The organism is Paenarthrobacter sp. 10N417 (assembly GCF_056394745.1).
In genome coordinates this window covers 364,295-388,191 of record NZ_JBFTIL010000001.1, presented here as the reverse complement: position 1 = coordinate 388,191, position 23,897 = coordinate 364,295, and the positions used below count along the sequence as shown (strand labels likewise).

At 59.2% G+C, this 23,897-nt stretch carries 20 protein-coding genes; 14 read left to right on the top strand and 6 right to left on the bottom strand.

All coding sequences use genetic code 11. The features are described 5' to 3' along the window. Positions 1–681 precede the first annotated feature (681 nt). Positions 682–1,338 carry a TetR/AcrR family transcriptional regulator gene (locus tag AC1DCM_RS01575; protein ID WP_477517043.1) on the bottom strand — a complete coding sequence of 219 codons (657 nt, stop codon included), beginning with the start codon at positions 1,336–1,338 and terminating at the stop codon, positions 682–684. A 154-nt stretch (positions 1,339–1,492) separates the two neighbouring features. Here AC1DCM_RS01575 and AC1DCM_RS01570 point away from each other — a divergent pair, with 154 nt between their 5' ends. The 9 genes from AC1DCM_RS01570 (at position 1,493) to AC1DCM_RS01530 (ending at position 12,735) form a co-directional block, all read left to right on the top strand. Continuing rightward, a complete protein-coding gene (locus AC1DCM_RS01570) occupies positions 1,493–2,827 on the top strand; it encodes an ABC transporter substrate-binding protein (protein WP_477517042.1) in 1,335 nt (444 codons plus the stop codon). Between the two features lie 5 nt (positions 2,828–2,832). After that, the gene (locus AC1DCM_RS01565; RefSeq protein WP_477517041.1) at positions 2,833–3,768 is read left to right on the top strand and encodes a carbohydrate ABC transporter permease; all 936 of its coding nucleotides are present in this window, start codon (positions 2,833–2,835) and stop codon (positions 3,766–3,768) included. Next, positions 3,765–4,676 (top strand): carbohydrate ABC transporter permease, encoded by a 912-nt coding sequence (locus AC1DCM_RS01560; protein WP_477517040.1) that lies wholly within the window; start codon positions 3,765–3,767, stop codon positions 4,674–4,676. Before AC1DCM_RS01565 ends, AC1DCM_RS01560 begins: the two co-directional genes overlap by 4 nt. A 445-nt stretch (positions 4,677–5,121) precedes the next feature. Further along, positions 5,122–7,494 carry a glycoside hydrolase family 3 N-terminal domain-containing protein gene (locus AC1DCM_RS01555; protein ID WP_477517039.1) on the top strand — a complete coding sequence of 791 codons (2,373 nt, stop codon included), beginning with the start codon at positions 5,122–5,124 and terminating at the stop codon, positions 7,492–7,494. 134 nt (positions 7,495–7,628) lie between these two features. Then, positions 7,629–8,390, top strand: a complete 762-nt coding sequence (locus AC1DCM_RS01550) for a sugar phosphate isomerase/epimerase family protein (RefSeq protein WP_477517038.1) — start codon at positions 7,629–7,631, stop codon at positions 8,388–8,390. Further along, on the top strand, positions 8,387–9,508 hold the full coding sequence (locus AC1DCM_RS01545) for a Gfo/Idh/MocA family protein (RefSeq protein ID WP_477517037.1): 1,122 nt from the start codon (positions 8,387–8,389) through the stop codon (positions 9,506–9,508). Before AC1DCM_RS01550 ends, AC1DCM_RS01545 begins: the two co-directional genes overlap by 4 nt. Before the next feature lie 20 nt (positions 9,509–9,528). Further along, complete coding sequence (locus tag AC1DCM_RS01540) at positions 9,529–10,722, top strand: Gfo/Idh/MocA family protein (RefSeq protein ID WP_477517036.1); 1,194 nt, start codon at positions 9,529–9,531, stop codon at positions 10,720–10,722. Between the two features lies 1 nt (position 10,723). Continuing rightward, positions 10,724–11,722, top strand: a complete 999-nt coding sequence (locus AC1DCM_RS01535) for a sugar phosphate isomerase/epimerase family protein (RefSeq protein ID WP_477517035.1) — start codon at positions 10,724–10,726, stop codon at positions 11,720–11,722. Positions 11,723–12,180: 458 nt separating this feature from the next. Further along, positions 12,181–12,735, top strand: coding sequence for an SDR family NAD(P)-dependent oxidoreductase (locus AC1DCM_RS01530; RefSeq protein WP_477517034.1), 555 nt, complete (start codon positions 12,181–12,183; stop codon positions 12,733–12,735). A gap of 579 nt (positions 12,736–13,314) precedes the next feature. Here the strand turns inward: AC1DCM_RS01530 and AC1DCM_RS01525 are convergent. From AC1DCM_RS01525 to AC1DCM_RS01515, 3 genes are all read right to left on the bottom strand, one after another. Then, the gene (locus tag AC1DCM_RS01525) at positions 13,315–13,665 is read right to left on the bottom strand and encodes an IS110 family transposase (protein WP_477517033.1); all 351 of its coding nucleotides are present in this window, start codon (positions 13,663–13,665) and stop codon (positions 13,315–13,317) included. A gap of 536 nt (positions 13,666–14,201) precedes the next feature. Beyond that, complete coding sequence (locus AC1DCM_RS01520) at positions 14,202–15,293, bottom strand: endo-1,4-beta-xylanase (RefSeq protein ID WP_477517032.1); 1,092 nt, start codon at positions 15,291–15,293, stop codon at positions 14,202–14,204. 876 nt (positions 15,294–16,169) lie between these two features. After that, positions 16,170–16,304: a hypothetical protein gene (locus AC1DCM_RS01515; RefSeq protein WP_477517031.1), complete on the bottom strand. Its 135-nt coding sequence runs from the start codon at positions 16,302–16,304 to the stop codon at positions 16,170–16,172. Positions 16,305–16,482: 178 nt separating this feature from the next. On the opposite strand from AC1DCM_RS01515, the gene AC1DCM_RS01510 reads away from it, so the two are divergent. The 5 genes from AC1DCM_RS01510 to AC1DCM_RS01490 all read left to right on the top strand — a co-directional run bounded on the left by AC1DCM_RS01510 (position 16,483) and on the right by AC1DCM_RS01490 (position 21,403). Then, positions 16,483–17,055, top strand: a complete 573-nt coding sequence (locus AC1DCM_RS01510; RefSeq protein WP_477517030.1) for a hypothetical protein — start codon at positions 16,483–16,485, stop codon at positions 17,053–17,055. A gap of 1,735 nt (positions 17,056–18,790) precedes the next feature. Further along, a complete protein-coding gene (locus tag AC1DCM_RS01505) occupies positions 18,791–19,579 on the top strand; it encodes an SDR family NAD(P)-dependent oxidoreductase (RefSeq protein ID WP_477517029.1) in 789 nt (262 codons plus the stop codon). Positions 19,580–19,590: 11 nt separating this feature from the next. Continuing rightward, on the top strand, positions 19,591–20,424 hold the full coding sequence (locus tag AC1DCM_RS01500) for a fumarylacetoacetate hydrolase family protein (protein WP_477517028.1): 834 nt from the start codon (positions 19,591–19,593) through the stop codon (positions 20,422–20,424). Between the two features lie 70 nt (positions 20,425–20,494). After that, entirely contained in the window at positions 20,495–20,935 is a 441-nt protein-coding gene (locus tag AC1DCM_RS01495) for a cupin domain-containing protein (RefSeq protein ID WP_477517027.1), read from the top strand. 162 nt (positions 20,936–21,097) lie between these two features. Next, on the top strand, positions 21,098–21,403 hold the full coding sequence (locus AC1DCM_RS01490; protein WP_477517026.1) for a Dabb family protein: 306 nt from the start codon (positions 21,098–21,100) through the stop codon (positions 21,401–21,403). 67 nt (positions 21,404–21,470) lie between these two features. Here AC1DCM_RS01490 and AC1DCM_RS01485 read toward each other — a convergent pair whose 3' ends face one another. Then, complete coding sequence (locus AC1DCM_RS01485) at positions 21,471–22,142, bottom strand: TetR/AcrR family transcriptional regulator (RefSeq protein WP_477517025.1); 672 nt, start codon at positions 22,140–22,142, stop codon at positions 21,471–21,473. 181 nt (positions 22,143–22,323) lie between these two features. Then, positions 22,324–23,802, bottom strand: a complete 1,479-nt coding sequence (locus tag AC1DCM_RS01480; RefSeq protein WP_477517024.1) for an APC family permease — start codon at positions 23,800–23,802, stop codon at positions 22,324–22,326. Positions 23,803–23,897: the final 95 nt, after the last annotated feature.

Below are 23,897 nucleotides of genomic sequence, written 5' to 3'. Positions count from 1 at the left end.
CTGGCTCAGCTGAGCCAGCTGGAGGATTCGTTCGGGCGAGGAAACGGCGACCACAGTGGAATCTATGAGAGGGCATTCCCGAGAGAAAGCGAGCGATACGGCGGCGGTGCCACTTGGAGTTCGCCGCATGGGATGTTTAAGTCGTGGAACCCACGACGTCAGGCGCTCACCTGCCGACAGATCGGCGTCGGAATCATGGAGGTGCAACAGGGCTACTTGATCAACATCGATCCTCACTATCCCAAAACTTCCTTCGACCGGCTCCCGAGTAGTTGTTTGCGGTTCGACATAAGCGGTGACGTGCCGCGAGAGCAGCCCGGCCAAGTCGACAGCCTTCGCTTCGCCGGGGGAGTCACGGCGCGTGCCTCGAGCAAACTTGAAGCACTTATCGTCAGCCTAGGCGGCCCTATCACACCCGTGCCGCCCTGCTGCCGACGGTCAGTTGAACCGGAAAATCTGCCGATGGCAACGATCGGACGTAATTCTTCTGATTTTCATAAAGGATCCCGTCGTTGAGACTTACGCTGTAACGTCGCCACATCAGAGGGGACAGCGCCTACCTTACGATGAAATTAGAATGACTGCTACATTTTCCCGAAGTAGCGGTCGCAGCGGAGGCGCGTCCAACCAGGCCTCGTGTCGACCCTCTGCATCAAGGGGCGCCGGACAGCGCCAACGGGACTACCTGGCCGCAGGTCCGTCCGCGGTGGCGGGAAGGTTATTGATCGCCTCCGGCAGAGCCCACTCAAAGAACGCCATCATGGATCTGTTCATGTCGGCGGTCGGATCGATGAGCCATTGCAGCTGTATTCCGTCCCACGTTCCAATGAGCAGGCGGCTAAGGGTAGAGGGGTCCCGGTGGGGACTGACCCGACCTAGGGTCTGGTCATGTGCGAATGCGGCCGAGAGTTCTTTCGCTTTGCGACGATAGCGGTCAACGAACCAATCATGGGCCGGATGCGTGGGCGCCGAGGATTCCGCCGCCAGAATGGCAAACAGGCGCAACAATTCAGGCCGCTCGAGGCTTGACTGGACCCGCTCCAGCGTAGCGGAGACAACCCCTCGTTCTGCGCAAGCGGCGTCGAAGTCAAACTCCTCATTGCCAGGAGTTGTCGTGTCGGCCCGCTCGAGCACTGCGACCAGGAGCTCGTACTTGGATCCGAAGTGATGAACGACGCTAGTGAGACTCACGTCGAGCCCACGCGCGATGTCGCGCAACGAGCCGCCATGGTAGCCGTGTGTAGCGAAGACGGTCGCGGCGGCATCGAGGATGTCGCTGGCTCGCTGCGCCGACTTAGCGTACGGACCACGCACGCCGGCGTTCTTTTGTTCACTCATGCTAGAGACCTTACTGATGTGCCACGGTGCCCGGGCAATCCGGGGTGGAACATTCCTATGAATAAAATTGTAGCAACTGTTCCGTTTTCATGTATTGTGATCAAGAACACAAGGTGACCCAGTACCGGGCACCCCATGTCACAAGGAGGTAGACATGCACACACAAGCAGCAACATTCAGGCGGCGTACCTTTGTCGCTGGCTCATTTATTGCGGCCACGGCCTTACTTGCCGGATGCACCGCCGGCGGTGGCGGTGCTGGCCAGGCGGGGGAGACCACATTGACCGTCATGGTAGGAGCTCAGGATCTCACCAAAGAGCAGGTAGCCGACTTCGAGAAGAACAACCCTGGCATCAAGATCAATCAGGTTCTGTTCGATGCGACGCGACTTAACACCATGCTGGCTTCGGGCAACCCGCCTGACATCACGGTTGGCGGTGCCGTGGGTAGCGCCAACTTCAACGCGCGAGGATTGTCCACGGACCTTACTCCATACCTGGAGAAGAGCGAGGTGCTGAAGGAAGGTGACCTTCAACCCGTCAACGACAGCTTCCGCTGGAATGGTACAAAGAGTGGCGAAGGACCCCTCTATGGCATTGTCAAAGACTGGAGCCAGGACTCTACGCTCTGGTACAACACAGCCCTCTTTGACAAGGCGGGCGTCCCATACCTGAGCGACACTGAGGCAACCAGCTATGACGACCTGTTGGAGATCGCCAAGAAGCTCACCGTCCAAGACGGCACCACAACTTCCACTTTCGGGCTGGGAGTCGAATGGGCCTGGTCCCTCTCTCAGCCAATATCGGCAATGGTCATGCAGCAGGGTGGGCAGTTGTACAACGACGACCTAACCAAAGTCGACTTCACCTCGGCCGCTGCCAAACGCGCCTTCCAGTGGTACGTCGACTTCGGGAAGTCCGGAGCCGGGCCTACGGCCCTGAACCCGCTTGCAGACGGCTCCGACTACTCAACCTTTGCGGCGCAGCGCATGGCGATCAGCCAGGATGGCTACTGGTACGGCGGCAACTTCGCTGCACCGGATGCGCTGAAGACTGTCCGCATGGCTCCGTCACCTGTGATGGGAGACACCCGCGTCGCGCCCACGTTCTCCGGCCAGGGCTGGTGGATCCCGGCGAAGGCAAAGAACAAGGACGCCGCATGGAAGCTCATGGAATATTACATGGCCGGTCCACCCGCCCAAGCACGCGCAGCCAGTGGATGGGGTCTTCCAGGGTTGAAGTCGCTGAAGGACAAGTTGCCGCAGGATCTTCCCTTCCAAAAGCAGGCTTACGAGGTCACGCAGAAGGAGTTGCAGTACGCGAAGCCGCTGCCTGATTCGCCCTACATCTCGGTGGACCTGATGAACACTACGATCGAGAGCTACCTCGTGAAAGCCATTAAGGGTGAATTGAGCGTTGAACAAGCATGCGGCGCACTCACCGATGACCTAAACAAAGCCCTCGCGCAGGGCAAAGAACAGATCGGCTAAGGACTATGGCACGCAAGTGGTCCCGCTACCCGAAGAAAGCGTTTTACGGATTCGTCGGGCCCTGGGTAATAGGTTTCGTGCTGCTTACAGCGGTACCCATGGTGTTTGGGCTGCTTGTGAGCCTGACCAACTTTGACGGCAGTTCCCCACGCTTCAAATGGGTCGGCCTTAACAACTACGTCGAACTGTTCAGCGACGGCGAAGCGTTGATGGCGCTGCTTAGGACGTTGCTATTCACGGCTATCATCGTGCCGCTGACCGTCGGCGGATCTCTCGGTCTAGCGATCATCATCAACCGGCGGCTGAGGGCGTTGGGACTGTGGAGGACATTGTTCTTCCTGCCCTCAGTCGTGCCGGTGGTCGCAATGGCCATCATGTGGAAGCTTGTCTTCAACAGGGATTCAGGCATCCTCAACGCTCTGCTGGGAGTCGTCGGGATACAGCCAGTCGCGTGGCTCCTTGACCCGAGCGCCTTCTACGCCCTGGTCATCCTTATGCTTTGGGGTCTGGGTGGAGGCATGATCATCATGCTCGCCGCCCTTCAGGGAGTGCCGGCCGAGCTCGAGGAAGCAGCCACCATTGACGGAGCGGGCCGGTGGTCCGTCTTCCGGCACGTGACAGTGCCGATGATCTCACCCATCCTCTTCTTCCAAGTGATCACAAGCGTCATTGCGGCACTGCAGGTCTTCATCCAGCCCATGCTCCTGACAAGCTCGGCTGGGATCTCGAAGGTCAACGGCGTGCCGGACAGCAACACCTTGTACATGGTCCAGGTGTACAAGGAATTCTTCCTCAGCAACCGTTTCGGCTATGGATCGGCGATGCTGTGGGTGTTCTTCCTCATCATTCTCGGCCTGACGTTGCTCTTCCTGCGATCAAGCCAGTCATGGGTTTACTACGAAGTTGACACCGAATCCGAGCAAGAAGGAGCAACCCGATGACCACGACTGAGAGCGAAACAGCCGTGGGACCGACACCCGCGGTCATACGGGGCCATAAGGTGCGGAAGACCGAGAAGGCCCGGAGTGACAAGCGGCCACCGGCGATACTCTACATTTTGGTTCTGCTTCTGGCGGTGTTCTTCATCGGCCCCTTCCTGTGGTTGGTGTTGGCGGCGTTGAAGACGCCCGCTGAATGGGCTTCGCTGCCGATCCAGGTCCTGCCCGACGAAGCGCAATGGGTTAACTTCGTCAATGCTGTTACCCAGATGAACTTCTTTGGGTACACGGTCAACTCACTGTTCGTCGCCACGACGTATTCAGTTCTGATCACCATATCCAGTGCAACAGTGGGATTTGGTTTCGCCCGGCTCAGAGCGCCTGGGAAAAAAGCCCTGTTCCTGATCCTGCTCTCAACCATGATGATTCCGCAGATTCTGACGCTTCTGCCCACCTACGTTCTCTTCTCGCAAATCGGGTTGGTGAACACCTACTGGCCCTGGATCCTGTGGGGTCTTGGTGCATCACCGTACATGGTGTTCCTCTTCCGGCAGTTCTTCTCATCGCTCCCGCGGGAACTGGAAGACGCAGCAATCATGGATGGTGCCGGCTGGTTCAGAATCTTCGTCCAGATCTTTCTTCCCCTCTCCCGCCCGGTCCTGATCACTTCGTTCCTCCTGTCGTTCACCTGGACGTGGGGAGACTACATCGCGCCAGCGCTGCTCTTGGACACCGACCACACGACCCTCTCTGTGGCCATTACTGCGTGGTACCAGGACCCGAACGGGAATACGATCCCTACGGTGCAGGCCGCGGCTGCCGTGCTGTACATCTTGCCTGTGCTGTCAATATTCTTCTTTGCACAGCGTTACTTCATCCGTTCCACCGTTTCGTCAGGTGTGAAGGGCTGAACCAAGTCCCTAAGCCCGCCTATTCGACCGGGTCCAACAGGACATACCGACACTTAGCAGCCCGACGCTGTCCTCGAAATTGCAACTCCTGCAGGCCGAGTTCCTTACGGACATCCGCCTACTCATTTCGTCGTGCCGCTGCTTGCGGGGTTCTTCGTATTCATAGGAAGGCCACACGATGCTGGTTATGCAAGGAGCCGCTAAAGGATGATGGCCGCTCCCCAAGGTTCGAAGGTTCGACCGTCGCGTCCAATCCCTCAGTCCCTTTGGCCGCTGCGACACAATCCGTTGCCACAACGGCCGCCTGGGTTTCGGTCCCGACGAAATCCATCTGAAAGTTGCACTTGACTGCTCGAACCCAAACGCGGGCTCGAAAAGCCAGACTGCGCATTCTTCATCGCCCACATTCGAAACAGTGGGCGTTATCCGCACTCACGAAAAAGAAATGATGACAGACCTAAGAAAAATCCTCTCGCACCTGGATCTTGACCAAAAAATTGGTCAAATCCAGGGCATCGTTCCAATGGACATGACAGCCCATCCCACCGTTTCAGACGCACTCGGCAATGTCGCATATGACGTGGAACTGGTCACCAAGGTGCGGCCTTCTGGAGTCGGCCATCTATCACTCGGCGGCCAGCTTACCCCTGACATTGGCAAGCTGAGTCGGGAACTCGTGCGCTTCCAAGAAGCGGCCAAGGAGGTGGCACCATTAGGGATCGGTGTGTTGGTGCACGCTGAGGGTATCAGTGGATTGGTCCACCCGCAGGGTTTTCAATTCGCAACCTCATGGGGACAAGCCGCTAGTTGGAATCCACAGGTTCCATGGACTGTAGGCGATATAGCTGCACGCCAGAGCCGCGAGATCGGCATACACCTCCTCTTTTCACCCGTTCTTGACTTGGCAAGAGACATCAGGTGGGGGAGAGTCCATGAAACGTACGGAGAAGACCCCGAACTCGTCGCCCAGATGGGCCTCGGATTCATTCGGGGCGTCCAAGGCGTTGATGGTCGAAGCGGTGTGCTGGCAGCGGGAAAGCACTTCCTGGGCTACGGAGTGTCACTGGGAGGGCTAAACCAGGCAACCACCCAACTTGGCAAGCGTGAGTTGATCGATGTTTATGCCGAGCCTTTCCGGCGGGCTATTAGCGAAGCGGGCCTGTCTATCATGATGAACTCGTACAACGACATCGACGGTGTCCCCGCTGTTAGTAATGCTTGGCTGCTCCAGAACTTGCTGCGCGGCCACTTGGGTTTCGAGGGACTTGTGGTCAGCGATTACGGGGCGTTCTCCATGCTGCTCACAAGCTACCTCACCGCTGCAACACCTGGACATGCTGCTGGGCAAGCGATCACCGCCGGAATGGACGTGGAGTTGCCCAGCGCCGCTACTACCTCTGGTCTGCGCCCCCTCATCGAGAACGGCACTTTCCCCGAGGAAGCACTTGATCGCGCCGTGCTTAACGTCCTCGCGGTGAAGCAGCGTTTCGGGCTCATCCCTGGTTTTGCTCCCACCGTTTCGCCTGAGCGAAAGCGTCCCATCACCGAAAGTGAACCGGAGTCGCGGGCAACCGAGGTCGCCGCGCAGTCCGTTACTTTGTTGGCAAACGATGGAATTTTGCCGTTACAACCGGGGCGGCAGAGAATCGCCGTCGTTGGTCCAGCGGCAGACGAACTGCGTATTCACTTCGGTGCCTATTCCTCCGTCGCTGACGGCGAAATGCCTGTTGCCGTCAGAGAGATTCTTGCAGGAAACGTACCCGGGATTGAGGCTTCACCCGACGTGTTGCCGGACATGTTCCAGACTCGACTCCCGGGAGTCGAGCCGAGCTTTGAGGAAGGCGCCAGACGGCTCCATCCCAGTGCCGCCACAGTTCTCGGTGCACTGGCTGCCATCGATCCTGACGTCGTCTACTACAACTACGGCAGCTTCACGGACAAAAACTCCTTTGTCCGCGACGATCTGCTTTCCGAGGTCGAGGACGCTGACGTCGTCGTCGCCGTCGTGGGAGAAAGAACAGGCTGGTTCGGGAACCACACAGCGGGAGAAGGAAGGACCGTTGCCCACCCACACCTTCCCGGCGACCAGAGTGAACTGATATGCGCGCTTGGTAGGGCCGGGAAACGCGTGATCACGGTGGTTGTATCCGGCCGGCCACTGCTGTTGGAAAATGTTCACGCGCACTCAGCCGCAGTGGTCCTCGCACCGCTCCTTGGTCCTGCGGCTGGTGCTACAGTCGCCGACGTGCTTTTCGGCCGGATTCACCCCAGTGGCCGCACGCCTTCCACCTTCCCACGTTCAGCTGGACAAATACCCCTTTTCCATGGACATCCCATCGGCAGCGGCTACGACCATCCCCATCTCACCCGATACGGCTACACCGATCTTCCAGACAGCACCCCGCTCTATCCCTTCGGACATGGCCTAACCTACACAACCTTTGACATGTCCCTCGGCAAAGTCAGATTGGATGGAGATCGGCTCGAAATTGACGCCATCGTCAGGAATGCTGGCGTGCTCGTCGGCACCGCTGTTCCTCAGTTGTATGCTCGGGACGAAAGCGCGTCGGTTGTACGTCCAGTCCGTCAGCTTCTCGACTTTGCGCGGATCACCCTCGAACCTGGACACGAGGAAGTCATTCGCTTCACTGCACCGCTCAGCAGGCTCGCCTACACGTGGCAAGACGGACGGCGGGGGCTTGAGGCAGGAGCCATCACCATACTGCTTGGATCTTCAAGCGCGGTTATCGAAGCGACCGCGACGATTGAGGTTCCGGAGGTCATCATCGAGGGCGTCAGACATCCGGATCTCGTATGACCCCACCGGACCATTCTGTTGATTTGCCTGCCAACGCGGCATTGCCGCGACGGCCCATGACCATGCATTGCCGCCCACAACCCGGGGCGCCAAGAGTCGTCCTTCACCTCAATCCACAACCTAAAAGGAATCCCATGTCTTACTCCCTCCAGCTGTACACCCTCCGCGACGCAATCGCCGAAAACCTGTCTGGAACCATCAAAAAAGTCGCCGAGATCGGCTTCACGCAGGTTGAACCGTACAACTTCGTGGCCACCGCCAAGGAGCTCGGTGCGGCGTTGAAGGAAAACGGACTCACCGCTCCGTCCGGCCATGCACCCCTGTTGTCCCAGGACCAGGACGAGATTTTCGTGGCCGCAAAGGAACTGGGCATCACCACAGTGATCGAACCCTATTCGCCTGTTGAAGACTGGCAGACCGCCAAGGGGATTCAGACCATCGCAGCCAAGCTGAACGCAACAGCCAAGAAGGGCGCCGAGTATGGGATTCGAGTCGGCTACCACAATCATCAGTGGGAGCTGGAGTCCACCATCGAAGGCCAGACCGGGTTGGAATACTTTGAGACCTTGCTGGAACCCGAACTGGTCCTGGAATTGGACGCTTACTGGGCAGCTGTCGGCGGCCACGACCCGGTTGAATTGCTGGCCCGCCTAGGAGACCGCGTGAAGCTGATCCACATCAAGGACGGCCCCGGTAACGCCGATACCAAGGCCCAGCAGCCTGCGGGCCAGGGCGCCATCCCAGTACTGGAAGTCATTGCTGCTGCCAAGTCGCTCGAAGTCGGTGTGGTTGAGTTCGATGACTACTCGGGAGACATTTTCGAAGGCATCACGGAGAGTCTGAACTACCTGACCGCTGCAGCCAACGCAGAGGCAGCTGAAGGAGTACAAGCATGAGCTTCGCACCCTCCACCCGTACAGGCCCGGTGGGCGTTGCCGTCATCGGCGCGGGCAACATCAGCAAGGCATACCTGGACAACCTCACCACCTTCCCTGACCTGAAGGTCCTGGTGATCGCGGACCTCTTCGTCGAGGCCGCCGAGGCACGCGCCAAGGAATACGGGATCGCCGAATTCGGTGCCCCTGAGCTGGCACTGAACCGTCCCGACGTCGAAATTATCGTGAACCTGACCATCCCGGCAGCCCACGTCGAGGTTGCCACGGCCGCGGTCAACGCGGGCAAGCACGTCTGGACCGAGAAGCCCTTCTCACTGGACCGCGAGTCCGGACTTGGCCTGCTCAAAGCCGCTGATGCCGCCGGCATCCGCCTGGGCACCGCCCCGGACACGTTCCTGGGCGCCGGCCTTCAGACAGCCCGCCGCATCATCGAACGCGGCGACATCGGCACCCCGCTGACCGGAATGACCACGTTCCAGACCCCCGGCCCCGAGTCCTGGCACCCGAACCCCGCGTTCTTGTTCCAACACGGCGCCGGTCCGCTGTTCGACATGGGCCCGTACTACCTCACCGCACTGATCCAGACCTTCGGATCGGTCCGCAAGGTAGCCGCCGTCGGCTCCTCGGCGAAGGCGACCCGCATTATTGGTTCCGGCCCCAAAGCCGGCGAGGAATTCGCCGTCGAGGTCCCCACGCACGTGTCCGCGATGGCGCAGTTCGAGGGCGGCCAGTCCTCGCACAGCGTGTTCTCCTTCGAATCGCCGCGCCTGCGGATGGGCTTCGTTGAAATCACGGGCTCGGAGGCTACGCTGTCCCTGCCGGATCCAAACTACTTCGACGGCGACCTGAAGCTGTGGCGTCCGGGCGCGGAAGAACCGGAGATCATCCCTGCCACCGGTCCGGCCAACGGCCGCGGCCTGGGTGTGCTAGACATGGCCCGCGCCTTGCGTGCCGGCACCGCCCACCGCGCCACGGGCGATCTCGCTTACCACGTGCTGGACAGCATGGTCTCGATCGCCGAATCCGTGGAATCGGGCACGTTCGTGGACGTCACCAGCAACGCACCCGTCTCGGCTGCTCTCCCCGAGGACTGGGCCCCGGAAACAGCAACGCTCTAGAACCAGCGAGGATTCGAATAATGACCACCCCCACTCACTCGTCCCTGCCTTCCGACCGCCCATTAGGCGTGGCCGCGATTGGCTACGCCTTCATGGGGAAGGCCCACTCGAATGCGTGGCGGAACGTGGCCAGCTTCTTCGACGTCCCGGCCTTCGCGCAGAAACTGCTCGTTGGCCGGGACGCCACCCAGGTCGCCTTCGCAGCCGGAAGATATGGCTGGGACGAATGGGCCACAGACTGGCGTTCCGTGATTGAACGGGACGACATCCATGTCGTCGATATCTGCGCCCCGGGCTGGATGCACGCCGAAATCGCCATCGCCGCCCTTGAAGCGGGCAAGCACGTGCTCGTGGAGAAGCCACTTGCGAACACCCTTGGGGAGGCCGAGTTGATGGCGGCGGCCGCAGTGAAAGCCAGGGCCCGGGGCGTGCAGTCCATGATCGGTTTCAACTACCGCCGCGTCCCTGCACTGGCGCTGGCCCGCGAACTCATTGCCGAAGGACGGCTCGGCACCGTCCGCCACGTCCGCGCCGCGTACTTGCAGGACTGGCTTTCCGACGCCGAATCGCCCATGACCTGGCGGCTGCGCAAAGAGACCGCGGGCTCCGGCGCCCTGGGCGATATCGCCTCGCATGCCATTGACCAGATCCAACATCTCACCGGGCAAACTGTCACGGACGTGACCGGAACACTTCGGACATTCGTTGCTGATCGACCTGGCCCGGACGGACGGGAAGTAGTAACAGTTGATGATGCAGCATGGGCAACCCTTCAATTGACGGGTGACATCAGTGGTTCTGTGGAAGCGTCACGGGTGGCCACCGGGCAGAAAAACAGTCTCCGCATTGAAATCTACGGCTCCACCGGATCACTGGCGTTCGACCTTGAGAACTTGAACGAATTGGGTTTCCTGGACGCTACGGTGCCTGTTCGTGAGCAGGGCTTCCGGCGGATCCTGGTCAATGAACCCGAGCACCCTTACCTGGAGGCCTGGTGGCCGCAGGGACACATCATCGGCTGGGAACACACCTTCACCCACCAGATCCGGGACTTCCTGACTGCCATCACCTCCGGCGAGGCTCCATCGCCGTCGTTCGAAGAAGGACTCCAGATCCAAGGCGTCCTTACCGCCATCGAAACCTCAGCTAACAAGCGAAGCACCCTCACCCCGGTTTCATCCCATTCACCCGCATCACCGACAGAAGGAGCCTGACATGCCCCGCCCGTACACCCTGTTCACCGGCCAGTGGGCCGACCTCCCGTTCGAGGAAGTCGCGCGCCTTGCCTCGGGCTGGGGCTACGACGGCCTGGAAATCGCCGTTTCCGGGGACCACCTGGACGCCTGGCGCTGGGACGAACCCGGCTACGTCGACTCCAAACTCGCCATCCTGGAAAAGTACAACCTCAAGGTCTGGGCCATCTCCAACCACCTCAAGGGCCAGGCCGTGTGCGATGACCCCATCGACTTCCGCCACGAAGCAATCGTCGGTTCCCGCGTCTGGGGCGACGGCGAACCCGAAGGCGTCCGCCAACGCGCCGCCGAGGAAATGAAACACACCGCCCGCCTCGCCAAGGCGCTCGGGGTGGACACCGTGGTCGGGTTCACCGGTTCCTCGATCTGGCAGTACGTGGCGATGTTCCCGCCCGTCCCCGAGAAGGTCATCGAGGCCGGCTACCAGGACTTCGCCGACCGTTGGAACCCCATCCTGGACGTCTTCGACGAATGCGGGGTCCGTTTCGCCCACGAAGTCCACCCTAGTGAGATCGCCTACGACTACTGGACCACTGTGCGGACCCTTGAAGCGATCGGCCACCGGCCGGCGTTCGGGCTGAATTGGGACCCGTCCCACTTCATGTGGCAGGGCATCGACCCCGTGTCCTTTATCTGGGACTTCAAGGACCGGATCTACCACGTGGACTGCAAGGACACCAAGCTCCGCCCCACCGGCCGGAACACCGTCATGGGCTCCCACCTGCCCTGGGGCGACCCCCGCCGTGGCTGGGACTTCGTCTCCGCCGGACGCGGCGATGTGCCTTGGGAGTCCTCCTTCCGCGCCCTGACCGCCATCGGTTACAACGGACCCATCTCCGTGGAATGGGAAGACGCCGGAATGGACCGCCTCCACGGCGCCCCCGAAGCCCTCGCCGCCCTCAAGAAATTCGACTTCCCCGCCTCCCAAACCGCCTTCGACGCCGCCTTCGGCCAGAATTAGGCGTCGCCGACATGGCCCGGGCCCAGCTGGTCAGTATCGGCTATACGGGAACGGACTCAAGCAGTTCTTCAACCTGACCATGGATCTGCTTTTGACCTCATCGGTTGACGCCCGTGCTGTCAGGGAAGCTCATACCAACGACCATCTGCAACTGAGCGGCTGGACCCAGTTGGACCTCTTCACGCAGAACGGGTCCGTCGCCGGGGCCACTTCAAGTGGGCCATTCCTGTGGAAGCGCCGGAGCGGACTGTCTCATTTTGTTTATTTACGGAAAGGACCCAAGACATGCAGCTTAAGGGCAAAACGTTCGTTGTAACAGGGGGCGGCAATGGTATCGGTCGCCACGTGGTGCTTGGTCTGCTTCGAAAAGGAGCAATAGTTGCAGCGGTGGACCTGAACGGTGATGCGCTCAACGGCACGAAGCGGAGGCCGCGGGTTCAAGGGCACTAAGCATCCACGTGATAAATGTGGCTGACCGCCAAGCTGTCGCTGCGCTATTTGATGACGTCACGCGACTTCACGGTCAGGTCGACGGTCTCATCAACGTAGCAGGTATTATCCACCGCTTTCTGCCTATGGATGACCTATCACTCGAAGAATGTGAGCGCGTGTTGGACGTGAATCTGTGGGGAACAGTCAATATGTGTAAGACGTTCCTGCCTGCCTTGCGGCGGAGGCCCGCTGCGGCAATCGTTAACATATCCAGCCTCTCGGCCTTGCTCCCATTCGCCGGCCAGACTTTTTATGGAGCGACAAAGGCAGCCGTCAAGCAGTTGAGTGCGGGCCTTTACCAGGAACTTCAAGGAACGGCCGTTGCCGTCACGACGGTTTTCCCAGGAAACATCAGTACTGACATCAGCGGGAACTCAGGAGTCAGTGCAATCGACCCCAAGGGACGAAAAGCTCCCTCAACCACACCTGAAGCAACTGCCGCAATGATAATCCGGGGCCTACAGAAAGGTAGCTTCCGAGTCTTGGTGGGGACAGACGCCAAGACTCGACATAGTCTCTAGGATCTCGCCCCGCATCGCGACCGAGTTCATTGGACGACAGATGAAATCGGTTCTGTGATGCTGCCGGTCGCTGGTTGGCCGCCAGTAGAGGACTGGAAGCTCGGGACCGGGTCTGGACGTGGAAATTTGGGACAGAGACCGTGTCATTCGCCAGGAACCGCGGATACAGTTAGTGCGGAGGGTGGAACTCTCCGGCTGAAGCACCAAGGCAGTCTTGCCTCCGAGGTGACCCGTTCGGAGTTGTCGCGGACGGTTACCAGCAACTGACTTGCGACGTCAGTGTCAACGCCCTGAACGTCCGAGAGCATAGTGGCGTGAATGGTGACGATTGCGTTGAGTTCAGCATCTGCGGTACTTCGCCCGGATGGGCTTAGGGGCAGAGACCAGGATGCTGTTGATCTGAGCCATCACTGCGACCTTTGCCCGCATGGCAGAGATTCGTTCAGCGCGTAGGACCCGTAGTGATTCCACAGCACCTTCTCTGGCTTTTAACGTCGAAACCCTGCTGCTGGCAAGTGCAGCTTCCGCAGCCTGATAGGCGTCCGATGGATCAGGCCTTTCCCGTAGCGGGAGTTCTTGTCAATTTGGACGCATCACTTCCAGGACCCAGAAGTGCTCCCGGCTCAGGACGCGTGCGAGCTCCGCTCCGTAACTGCCCGTGCCTTCCACGCCGATGGACGGGGCCGTGCCAAATCCGGTCATGTACTCCACGATCTGCCGGTAGCCGGAACTGACAGCAAGGAACTCCTTGTCCCCGAGATGCCGGCCGGTTTCATTGATGACGGCGACCTGGTGGGTATCGGCATGCGTGTCGATAACAGCGATGACTTTCGGATGTTGTTTGCCGTGATGTAACTGCCCTGACCTTCTGTTGCGTGCGATGGAACATGAAGGGCACGCCGGCCGGGTGGTGGTCAGAGAAGACAGCAATGGGATTCTTGAGGAGGCTCCTATGAGGTCATGTCCACCTGGCCGCCGCGCTTGATACAGCATGCGTCACGGCGGACAGTTCATTGTGAAGACAAACCACAAGGGCGTCAGTCGGACTCAGAGTTACATCGCAACACTAGCCGACTCCATCATAACCGTCAGAAGGGGAGAGTTCACTCTGATCCCGTTGTAGCTCGTCCATGCAATTGCTGGCAGGCCTCCGTCGAGCTACTCCTTTTCCCAGTCGGTCGCCGCATCGGGTGGATTGAGGGCCGTGGGCATGCGCCGTAGAGAATGCAGGTGCAATCGCTTGTTCCATCCGGAATCGGGAACAATCTGGGGCTGTCACAGCGAATCGGCCGCCGTTGCAGCACCCTGCTGACCGGTGCAGAAGGGTGCCGCGCAAGATACTCGTTGTGGTGCGACCGCGCACCACAACGAGTATCGCTTGAATCAGGCTGGGGCCAATTGAGTCATCCTGCCAATGGGGCCGTACAGCCCTGCCGCTGGGAGAACCATACCGATTCGCTGTGAGCCTACGCTCTGCCCTTAGGATGCTTGGGCTGTGTCGTCTTCGCGACAAAGGTCCGCAAAGCATCACGGACAGCAAAGTACGCCGGTTTGGGGTTGTAGGTCTCGTCGAACATGAGTGGCTTGGATCCTGGGAGCCACGTATAGAGGTGCTTATCGGTAAAGCCCCAGAAACTGATCTCCTTGATGCCTGCGTTGAGCGCTTCAGTCACGACATCGCCGTAGATCTGCGCCTGTGAGTCGGGGTCGTACGTGTGAACGTCCAGTTCCGCGATGGAAACTTCCAAGCCCTTCGCGTGGAAAAAGTTCGTCATCTCGGTGATGACTCCAGGCGGAGGCCCTTCGATCGTTTCGTGCATCTGCAAAGCCACGCCGTCAATCGGAACACCGTCAACAACAAGGCTCGATACTAGGTCGTATAGTTCTTGCCGCTTATCGGGGAGCGACTCCACCAGGTTTTCGTTGAGGAACAGTTTCGCCTTCGGGTCCGCGGCATGCGCAATGCGGAATGCTTCTGCGATATAGCCCGGGCCCAAGGCGTTATAGAAATCGTTGTGCTGAAGTCCACCACCCATCGTCTCCAGCGCCTCGGACACAACATCCCACCGGTCCATCTTGTTCTTGTACCGTTTCATTACTGTGTTGAAGTGCTTCACCATAGCGGCGCGAAATGCATCTGGATCATTGATCTTGGTCTGGAGGTAGGCGGGGTTGCAGCATCCCGAGATGAGGCCGTGTCCCTTCACCTTCATGTGGTTCTTTTTCCCGAAGGCGGCCAGGCGGTCAAGGCCCTCGAAGTCGAAGACGCCTTCCTCGGGTTGAACGAATGCCCACTTCAAGTCATTCTCAGGAGACAGGCTGTTGAATTGCGTGGCCAGCACTTCCGCGAACAGAGGTTCTGCGAGGTAGTTCGGCGGCCGGCCATCGGCCGTTGTCGTCATGCCCTTGATCGCCCCCGATCCTATGATTAGGCCAGCCTTCGCCGCTTCCTCGCGGAGCGAGCCGATGCCGTCCTCGGCCCCCAGCGCGCGTAGGGCATGCGAGGTCGGATCCGGTGTAGTCGTGGCGGTGGCCGGCTGGGTAGCAAATGCTGTCATTGTCATTCCTAAACTGACAGTGGCGAGCAAAGCCAAAGCTTTTCGCGTGTTCATTCGGAGTGAATCCCTTCGAGTTTATTTGACTGCCAAAAGCGCTCTCGGGCGATCACGGAGACTGTTCGAAGTACGAGCCAGCTACTCATGCGCACTATGGTGCTGACCCGAGGGTGTGGGGCAGCGTTGCCATTCCCGCCGTGGCCATTGAGGCGACGGTACCGAGCTCTGCTTCGGTGTTTGAACAGTAAACCGAAATTAGAACAAGTGCAACCATTTCGAGTGATATGGCTCACTGCGGGAAGCGGCGGATTGAAGATCTGCTTCGGATGATTCGCTCAGCTGTCGCAGGAGTTTGGCTACGTCGGGAACACGATAGCGTTGGCGCGTCAACATAGCGCCGAGCAGTGGGCGCCCACAGCCGCGGTAAAGCGATGCGGATGATTCGAACTCACATGTTTTACAAGGCCGCGCCATATACGCAAGCACCCGCGGGTGAATGACTCACGCAAGGAGGACGTCTTCCCGAGCGTCGAAGGCCGCGGTGGTGTAGGTCATCGGGACGGGGTCCCCGAAGGGGCCCTTAGGTTTTGATGGTGAGGTTGCATCGGTTGGGGTCTTCGGCGCACACGATCTACCATGCGATGCCAGATTCCAAACGAGAGTACGGTCCGGAGGTAGCGACGGGATGCCCCCGGGTTAGTATGTCAAGAGCGTAACCTAAGTCGTCTTGGAATGGCATTTGAGTGGAAGATCGGAGCTTACTGTCACGTTTGTCGCTACGGGAGGCCTGGAGTTTCCGACTATGAGCGTTAACAGCCCACCTTTTGTGGGTGCCCGGCCGAATATCCGCCCATACGTATGGCTGGGTTGCGCCCTCGGCTATTGGCTCTGAAGCTTCGTCTGCTTATGGCCGGCGATAGCTGCAACTACGGTGAAGAACAGGGCGATGACGGCCGAAATAGCCGCCCCAAGGCTCCCGTAGGCCGAGAGCGCGGCAGATGCCCTAGGGTCCAAGGACACATGCTACCGTCCTGCTCACGCCCCGCCACGACCAGGTGAAACCAAGACAGTCTTGCCCGAAATGTAGGCTGCTGACATGACGACACCGCATGAACAAGAAGACTTCCTTCGCCCCTGGCCACTGGGGCCACACTACGGGGAACTAGCCGATGGGGCCGGGCCAAGGGCTTGGGTGAACTACAAGCTGCACTCGGCCGACTGGTACATCGAAACGCTCGAAGCAGCCATAGCAAAGGTCGGGTTTGACCGCCACGTTGGAATTGAGATGGCCTTGGACGGGGCGCTCACGTCTTTGTGCGCGGGCTACGATGCCTCCTCGGCGGCTCTGATTGGGGTCGCAGAAAGATACCTACAGGTGGAAGAGCCAACCCCTCCCTGGGAGTACAAGCCATCCCTTCTCAGACAACTGCTGGGCAGACTCTCGCAACAGGGCTTGACAGGCGATTTTCTTGGAACCCGGTCCCGCCTCAAAGCGGCACTTTTCAGGAAGGAGACCAGCAAGGGGTGGCTGACGACGCTGCAGGACCTCCGCAACCGACCGATGCATAACGACACCCTCCCGAGGCACTTTGACGCTGTGGTCGGCTCCCCGACAGCGAGCGCACTAAATGTAGGCGGTACGCCGACTGAGCCAATCGCCTACCTCCGCGCGGCTTACCGCGACGTGTCGAATCTGTCCGGGGAGCTGCTAGATATCGTCGATAAGCTCGCCCCTAGCGGGATGATTACCCAGCGCGATCCCTAGCTTGGCGAGGGGTTCGGGCAGCTGCATCGCCCCCGCCGCCTGCACGCGTTGTGTAGAGAGAAACTCATCCGGGTTTGATTCCGCGAGGCGGAGGCTGAAGCCGCCACGGTTCTCTTCCTCCAAGCAGAGCGTGAACGATTTGGAGAGCGGGCGGCCTCGGAGAGGCAGGCTCGGTACGTCCGGCACTTCGCGGTCGTTGTGGGTGTTGCTGGTGTAGGAGTCTCAGTGGCCCAACTGTCTCATGCCTTCAGCGGCGTTGACCCTATCCAAACCGGTGGTTTGTGTCGCTGGCCTCTTCGTCCTTCTCGCGGCCGCCGCGGCAGTTTGGGCAGCGGAAACTTCGACATTGGCAGTTCCGCAATCTCCTTTGCTCACCCACTCTGCTACGTCATCTCGCTCGTCGGTCGAATCGCTATGAACGTGTGAAGGGAGAATATCTGATGAAAGCTTCTTGGTCCGCTCATATCGGTAGTTCCGGTAGTTCCGGTAGTCCCGGTGTACCGGCGTCCCCACCGTCGTACGTCGCGTTTTCGGGGCTATGGGCGGCAATCCGGCAACCACCGACAGGGGCAAAAAGGAAGTGTGGACAATGTTCACACCCTCCGCCTCGGACCACCACGTACACCCATCGAATTGGGCCCGGATTCCGCATGTTTCCGCCACTTCCCAGTGATCCCAAGCTTTGGAATCCCGTTCGAGTCCCACCTCGGGCACGGTATACCCCCTCGTCAGAGGGGGTTTTTGCTTTAACGTGTGTACAAATTTGGTGGTCATGTCCCTCTGACACTGGCCGCGGGGTGTGCCTGGCGCCGCCGGTCGCCTGTTTGGTTGTGGGGGAGCGGGTTCAGGGTCGTGGCTGGTGGGCCCTCCGCATGCTGTGAACTGGGGTTATGTTGTCCTCTCTTGGTTAGTCGGGTAGGTCGTGGTGGTCCTACACCTCTTCATGGGGAGGGGGACCGAGCGCAACATGACTTCTAGGTTCGTCGTCAAAGGTCTAGGTTTCGACTCGTTCCTGGCGTAGGGAGACTTGCCGGGCGGACGTTTTGTCAGGCCAAAAGGGGTGTGGACATTGTCCACACTTAAATCATCTTTATCGTGGCTGCTTGCGGCCATTGGCTCTTCCCTCCTTGGGCCTTCATCTACTCAGGCGTGTGAGTGTCAGTAGCGACATGACGCGGATCCGGAAGCGTTCTACATGTGCAGGCTCATTCCGAAGTGAGAGTTCGGCGGCCACGGTCGGCCGAGTGCTATCAATAGGTCTTGGCCGAGTCATGGAAGCGCACTGCGAAATCAAGCGGGACGCGGGCCCAACGCAGATGACAGCTCCCAGTGGTGCCTCCGGAACATTGCAGTTCACGCGAACGTCTGCTGAGCATGTCGAAGCCGGCCAGTCTGACGATAAGCACCCTTGTGTAAAGCTCGTTTCAGTTCGAAATACGGCCCTACTCGACCAAAAGTCTGAAGCTCGTGCGTGGCAGGCCAGCTCAGTCACTAACCGCGCAGAGGTTTGCTCAGCCTCAAACCGCTCCCCGGGACCGATCCCGATGAGCAGCCCGTCCGGTCCGCTCAGGACGAAAGGGATTGAACCCGTATGCGGCCAGTTGACCTTGAGCTCTTTTTGAAGAGAGGGGCTGTTTTTTCCTGAGATCTTTGCTAGATTGCTGCCTAACGTTAGTTAGCTAACTTCTAGCGTTTGAAGACAAGAGCGCAGCGACGCGCAGGAGGAAGGGCTCTCATGGCTGGAAGGCTTGAAGGCAAAGTTATTGGAATCACTGGTGGTGCCAGCGGCATGGGCCTTGCATTTGGTGAAGCCTTCGCCAGCGAAGGCGCGAAGGTTCTGATCGTTGATCTAAATGAGGACGCCGCCAAGACCGCCGTCGAAGGCATCGTTAATGCCGGCGGGGCGGCGGCTTATGCCGTGGCCGACGTTGTCAATCGAGCCCAAGTGGCAGCGGCCATCCAGACCGCTGTTGCTGAGTTCGGCCGACTCGATGTTTGGTTCAACAACGCAGGATTCAACGCCCCAATGCAGTTCCTGGACATTACAGAGGAGAACTTCCGGAAAGTTCTGGACATCAACGCTTTGGGCATTCTGATCGGCACCCAAGAGGCCGCCAAGCAGATGATCGAGCAAGGTCAGGGCGGGAAGGTCATCAACACTTCCTCCATCGCGGGCCGGGAGGGATTCCCCACCTTTGCACCCTATAGTGCATCAAAAGCAGCCGTAATCTCGCTGACCCAGTCAGGGGCAAAAGCCTTGGCCAAGCACGAGATCACTGTCAACGCCTTCGCCCCTGGCGTGGTGGCTACACCCTTGTGGGACAAGCTCGACGAGGACCTGTATGCGATCGGGGACATCGAAAAGCGTGGCACTGCTTTGAATGAGTTCGAAAAGGGCATCATCCGCGGACGGAAAGCGTACCCGAAAGACATCGTGGGCACGGCATTGTTCCTGGCCTCGGTTGACTCCGATTACATGACGGCCCAGTGCATCATGATCGACGGCGGAATGACGCTGGTTTAGGAGAAGTCCTCATGAAGCTGGGCACCGTCCGACACGGAGAGCAGAGCCGCGCCTTCCGGCAAGACGGCTCCAGAACTTTCTACTACGACGTCACTGACGTTGGTGCGCTCCTTAAAACCTCTGACTGGGCCCAGCTTCCGTCAAAGGAGGGCGAAGCGCCAGCGGAGCATGATCTGCTGGCACCGGTCACCCACCCGGGAAAAGCCATCTGCGTGGGACTGAACTATTTCGATCACGCCGCAGAAGTCGGCAAGACCGCTCCAAAGGTTCCGACACTGTTCAGCAAGGTGTCTACAGCTTTGACCGGCCCACGGTCAGATATACACCTTCCGGGGCTCAGTACCGAAGTGGACTGGGAAGCGGAACTCGCCGTCGTCATCGGCACGCGGACCGTTCACGCCAACGTAAAGCAGGCCCGTGAAGCGGTCGCGGGCTATACGGTGCTCAATGACCTGAGCATCAGGGACTGGCAGCGCCGCACCTCGGAGTGGTTCCAGGGCAAAAACTTTGATCGTTCCACACCCTTAGGGCCGGTGATGGTCACAGCCGACGAAGTCGACCCGGAAGGCGGGATGCGGGTCGAAACCTTGGTCAATGACCAGGTTCAACAGTCCGGCACCACGTCGGATCTGATTTTCAGCGTCACCGAACTCGTGCTCTATATCAGCCAGTTCCTGACCTTGGAACCTGGGGACATCATCGCGACCGGCACCCCCGGAGGCGTCGGATTCGTCCAGAAGCCCCCGCGCTTCCTCCAAACGGGCGATGTCCTTCGGACACGCATCGAAGGCATTGGCGAGCTATGCAACACGATCCACATTGGTAACAACCAGCCAAGCACTTAGGCCGGCTACCACATCCGGGCGATCCGAATCGTCCGCTTGCAGCGGACACCACGAAAGGAATAAAGGCAAAATGACCGAACAGCGCATCGAGTATAAGCGCCCCAGCGTAACGAAGGCAGATGCCCTTCCATACCTGGACCAGGACCAAACATCACAGGCCCGGCGCTTCGCCGGCGTCACGCCCCGGAACACCGAAGTGGAACATCTTTGGTTCGGCAAGGTGTACACCGCCGTCGGTGAGGCATCGGATCCGCACCACCACGGCATTGCAGAAACCGGCGGGTACGTGCTTCAGGGCAGTGCCTTCCTGCGCTTCGGCGAAAACTTCAAAGAAGTCGTCTACGCCGACGAGGGAGACTTCATTTTCGTTCCTCCGCACCTGCCCCACATCGAAGGAAACGCCAGCCGCAGCAAGGAACTGATCTGGCTCACCACACGGCAGCCGGACAATATCGTGGTCAACCTTCAGGATCAGGTAGTCGCCGACATCGAACTTGATTACCGCGACTGACACTTTTGCATCCGCATGGGATCGCGCCTCCTGTCAGGCTTCACAGTCTGCCGGGGGGCGCTCCCGTTCGCGCTACCCCCGCAGCAGCATGTGCCGAGCACAAAACGGCACCGCCAGGCCGGAACCCGGGCTAACACGCCATCACCAAGTTTTAGGGAAGAAATGATAATTCAGCATGTAGTAGCTTTCCGCTTCACTGCGGACAATGCCGAAGGCAAGCTGCGGCAATCGAAGCTTGCCCAGGCCGAACTACGAAAACTGGACAGCGACCAAATACCGGGATTGCTCGGTCTTCAGGTCCGCCCCGATCTGGGCAGGGACCAAACCCATTGGGACTTGGTTCTGGTGTCCCACCACGAATCAGAAGCCGCCCTGACCGAGTACATGGCTCATCCCCTACATATGGAGGTGGCCAAGGAAGTGGCGACGCACGTCGCGCAGAAGGCAATAGTTGATTCTGTTATTTGAGAGTTCAGCGCAAGGGCCGCCCCCGAGATATTAGCGTCTCAGGGGCGGCCCTATTGGGTACTGGAACCTATTTCGTGACGTCGATTAGGAGGTGCGCTTCAAGAGTAGACAAGGACGTGCGTATCGCAGCATCAGAGATGCGGGCCACGTCATCCGGGTCCCCGTTCCAATGGCTCCAGGAGTGGACTGCGTCGAGAATGGCGATCACTATTGACACGGCCAGATCAACCTCGCCCTGGTACCCCATGTCGAGGGCCGCGCCTTTGAACAATGCAGCATTCAGATCAACGAGATGGTTGATGTCCTGTCGGGTTTCTGTCGGAAGGAACTGGCTGATCCGGTCAGTGGCCAATATCAGGTCAAACATGTCATTTTCGGGGGTCTGAAGCTGTCGGCGGACCTGCTGGTCGACGAGAGTCGTCCAGAATTCTGGGGCACCCGCGGCGGACTCAACGGCTTCGATGGTTCCTTTGGCAAACTGATGGAAATGCCACCGGAGGGCTGTGTCAACGACCTCATCCCGACCGCCGGGAAAGTGACTGTAGAGACTCCCGGCTTTCATGTTCACGTGTCTGGCAAGTCCACGCATCGTCACTGCAGCATAACCGTCCGTTGTGACGATTCGCAGGAACGCGTCCAGGATAAGCCGTTTCCCGTCCGTCAGCTTTGACCAGTCGAAAGTGGCAATCTCCGTCCGGAGAACGTCGAGGGCCCGCACCCGTTGCGCCGTGTCAGACATTTTTCTCCTGAATCTATAAGTTCCCGGCCCTGAATCGACACGAGGTGCCGGAAGGACCGTCTACTTATGGTAATTCCAACCGACTCATCCTGCCGCTCGCTGGGCTGCCCCTCATGGAACGGGCAGAGGGTTTTACGAGCGAGGACGCACCCCTGAAGGTCCGCCCTCGCCCGGTTGGTGCTTAGGACAGGTCGGCTTCGCTTGTCTCCTGCCGTCCAAGCCGGCGGTAGATCTGTGGCTTTGCTGACCGCAGGTAGATGGCGACGAGAATACCCAGCACCAGGCTTGCTCCCGGGATGAGAAGCAGCCCGATGTTCTGGCCCGGTTCCCCTCCAGCGACGAGTTCGAACTTCATGATGGCGAAGATGACCACGGCTGCGAGTGCCAAAGCGGACACGATGGGAGCGACGAAGACTTTCCAGACGTTTTCGCTGGCAGGAACTCCCACGCGGAAGAAGAAGGCTGCGATCGCGACGCTGACCAGGGCCATGAGGACCAGGACTCCTGTGGAGCCGAGACCGGACATCATCCCGAACAGCAGGGCCGGATCGGTGCCAGAGGCAGCAATGCCAGCAAGAGCCAGTGCGACTGCCGACGAAAGGGTGATGGACGCAAGGTGAGGTGAGTGATGTTGCTTGTGGACTCGTGAGAGGTAGGGCGGAAGTGCCCCGTCGGATGCGATGTTGAAAAGGTACCTTGCAATGACATTGTGCGTGGAGATCAAAGCAGCAACACAGGAAGAAGCAATCAGGACCAATGAAACGTTGGCAAAGCCCGGCATAACGAAACGCTCGAGTGCATCGTTGAACATCCCTGTGGAGTTGTTGGTAGCGGTATCGACGGCGGCTGAACCGTAGGCGCTGACGAGCGAGTAGGACGAGAGGGCGTAAAGGAGCCCAACGAGGATGACGGCCAGGTAAGTCGCCTTAGGCACCGTTTTGTTGGGGTTCTTGACCTCGTCCCGGTACATCGCTGTCGCTTCGAACCCGATGAACGTCAGGAATGCAAACAGGAGGGCTACGCCGACCTCATCACTGGAGAAGAACTGCACTGGATTGAACGGTGCTGCAGAAAGGCCTTCAGCGCCGCCTTGCGACAGAGTTGCGATGTTGAAAATCATGACCAAGCCCACTTCGAGGATCATAACTACGCTCAGCACCTTCGCTGAGAGTTCGATGTGGAAGTAGCCCAGGGCGCTGACTAGAGCGAAGGCGGCAAAGGACCAAAGCCACCACTGCGTTTCCGGGCCACCAAAGCTCTGAATCAAAGAAGCGACCGTGATACCCGTAAAGCAATACAGGCCGGTAAGAATCACTGCATAGGAGACGATGGCCAAGTAAGCGCCCCCCAATCCCACGATCTTGCCCAAGCCCGTACTGACGTATGCATAGAACGCCCCAGGGCGGGGGATGTGTTTGGTCATGGTCGTGAAACCGACTGCGAAAATAGTCAAGGCAACCGTAGCGGTCAGGAAGCCTACAGGGGACGTAATTCCGCCGAAGATGATCGTAAAGGCAATAAAGCCGGAGACGGTCACGATTGGGGCGGAGAATGCGAGAACACTCAGAACGAGTGAGGGCGTGCCGAGATTTCCGGAGAGTCGGTCCGCGGTCTGTGGTTTCGCGGATTCCGGTGCTGAAGTGGGGGAGTCATTCCTCATTTTATTTGCCTCTTTGTTGATGCGAATCAATATATAAGACCTGGAGCCGCCCCAGACTGGCACCAGAAGGAGAAGGGACCCTTAGGGGCCCTGCC

Excerpts from the sequence above, each read along its gene's own strand:
- AC1DCM_RS01495 (WP_477517027.1), top strand. The coding sequence starts at position 20,495 with ATGACCGAACAGCGCATCGAGTATAAGCGCCCCAGCGTAACGAAGGCA.
- AC1DCM_RS01490 (WP_477517026.1), top strand. The coding sequence starts at position 21,098 with ATGATAATTCAGCATGTAGTAGCTTTCCGCTTCACTGCGGACAATGCC.
- AC1DCM_RS01520 (WP_477517032.1), bottom strand. The coding sequence starts at position 15,293 with ATGACAGCATTTGCTACCCAGCCGGCCACCGCCACGACTACACCGGAT.
- AC1DCM_RS01505 (WP_477517029.1), top strand. The coding sequence starts at position 18,791 with ATGGCTGGAAGGCTTGAAGGCAAAGTTATTGGAATCACTGGTGGTGCC.
- AC1DCM_RS01550 (WP_477517038.1), top strand. The coding sequence starts at position 7,629 with ATGTCTTACTCCCTCCAGCTGTACACCCTCCGCGACGCAATCGCCGAA.
- AC1DCM_RS01565 (WP_477517041.1), top strand. The coding sequence starts at position 2,833 with ATGGCACGCAAGTGGTCCCGCTACCCGAAGAAAGCGTTTTACGGATTC.
- AC1DCM_RS01560 (WP_477517040.1), top strand. The coding sequence starts at position 3,765 with ATGACCACGACTGAGAGCGAAACAGCCGTGGGACCGACACCCGCGGTC.
- AC1DCM_RS01485 (WP_477517025.1), bottom strand. The coding sequence starts at position 22,142 with ATGTCTGACACGGCGCAACGGGTGCGGGCCCTCGACGTTCTCCGGACG.
- AC1DCM_RS01535 (WP_477517035.1), top strand. The coding sequence starts at position 10,724 with ATGCCCCGCCCGTACACCCTGTTCACCGGCCAGTGGGCCGACCTCCCG.
- AC1DCM_RS01500 (WP_477517028.1), top strand. The coding sequence starts at position 19,591 with ATGAAGCTGGGCACCGTCCGACACGGAGAGCAGAGCCGCGCCTTCCGG.
- AC1DCM_RS01575 (WP_477517043.1), bottom strand. The coding sequence starts at position 1,338 with ATGAGTGAACAAAAGAACGCCGGCGTGCGTGGTCCGTACGCTAAGTCG.
- AC1DCM_RS01570 (WP_477517042.1), top strand. The coding sequence starts at position 1,493 with ATGCACACACAAGCAGCAACATTCAGGCGGCGTACCTTTGTCGCTGGC.
- AC1DCM_RS01545 (WP_477517037.1), top strand. The coding sequence starts at position 8,387 with ATGAGCTTCGCACCCTCCACCCGTACAGGCCCGGTGGGCGTTGCCGTC.
- AC1DCM_RS01555 (WP_477517039.1), top strand. The coding sequence starts at position 5,122 with ATGATGACAGACCTAAGAAAAATCCTCTCGCACCTGGATCTTGACCAA.
- AC1DCM_RS01480 (WP_477517024.1), bottom strand. The coding sequence starts at position 23,802 with ATGAGGAATGACTCCCCCACTTCAGCACCGGAATCCGCGAAACCACAG.
- AC1DCM_RS01540 (WP_477517036.1), top strand. The coding sequence starts at position 9,529 with ATGACCACCCCCACTCACTCGTCCCTGCCTTCCGACCGCCCATTAGGC.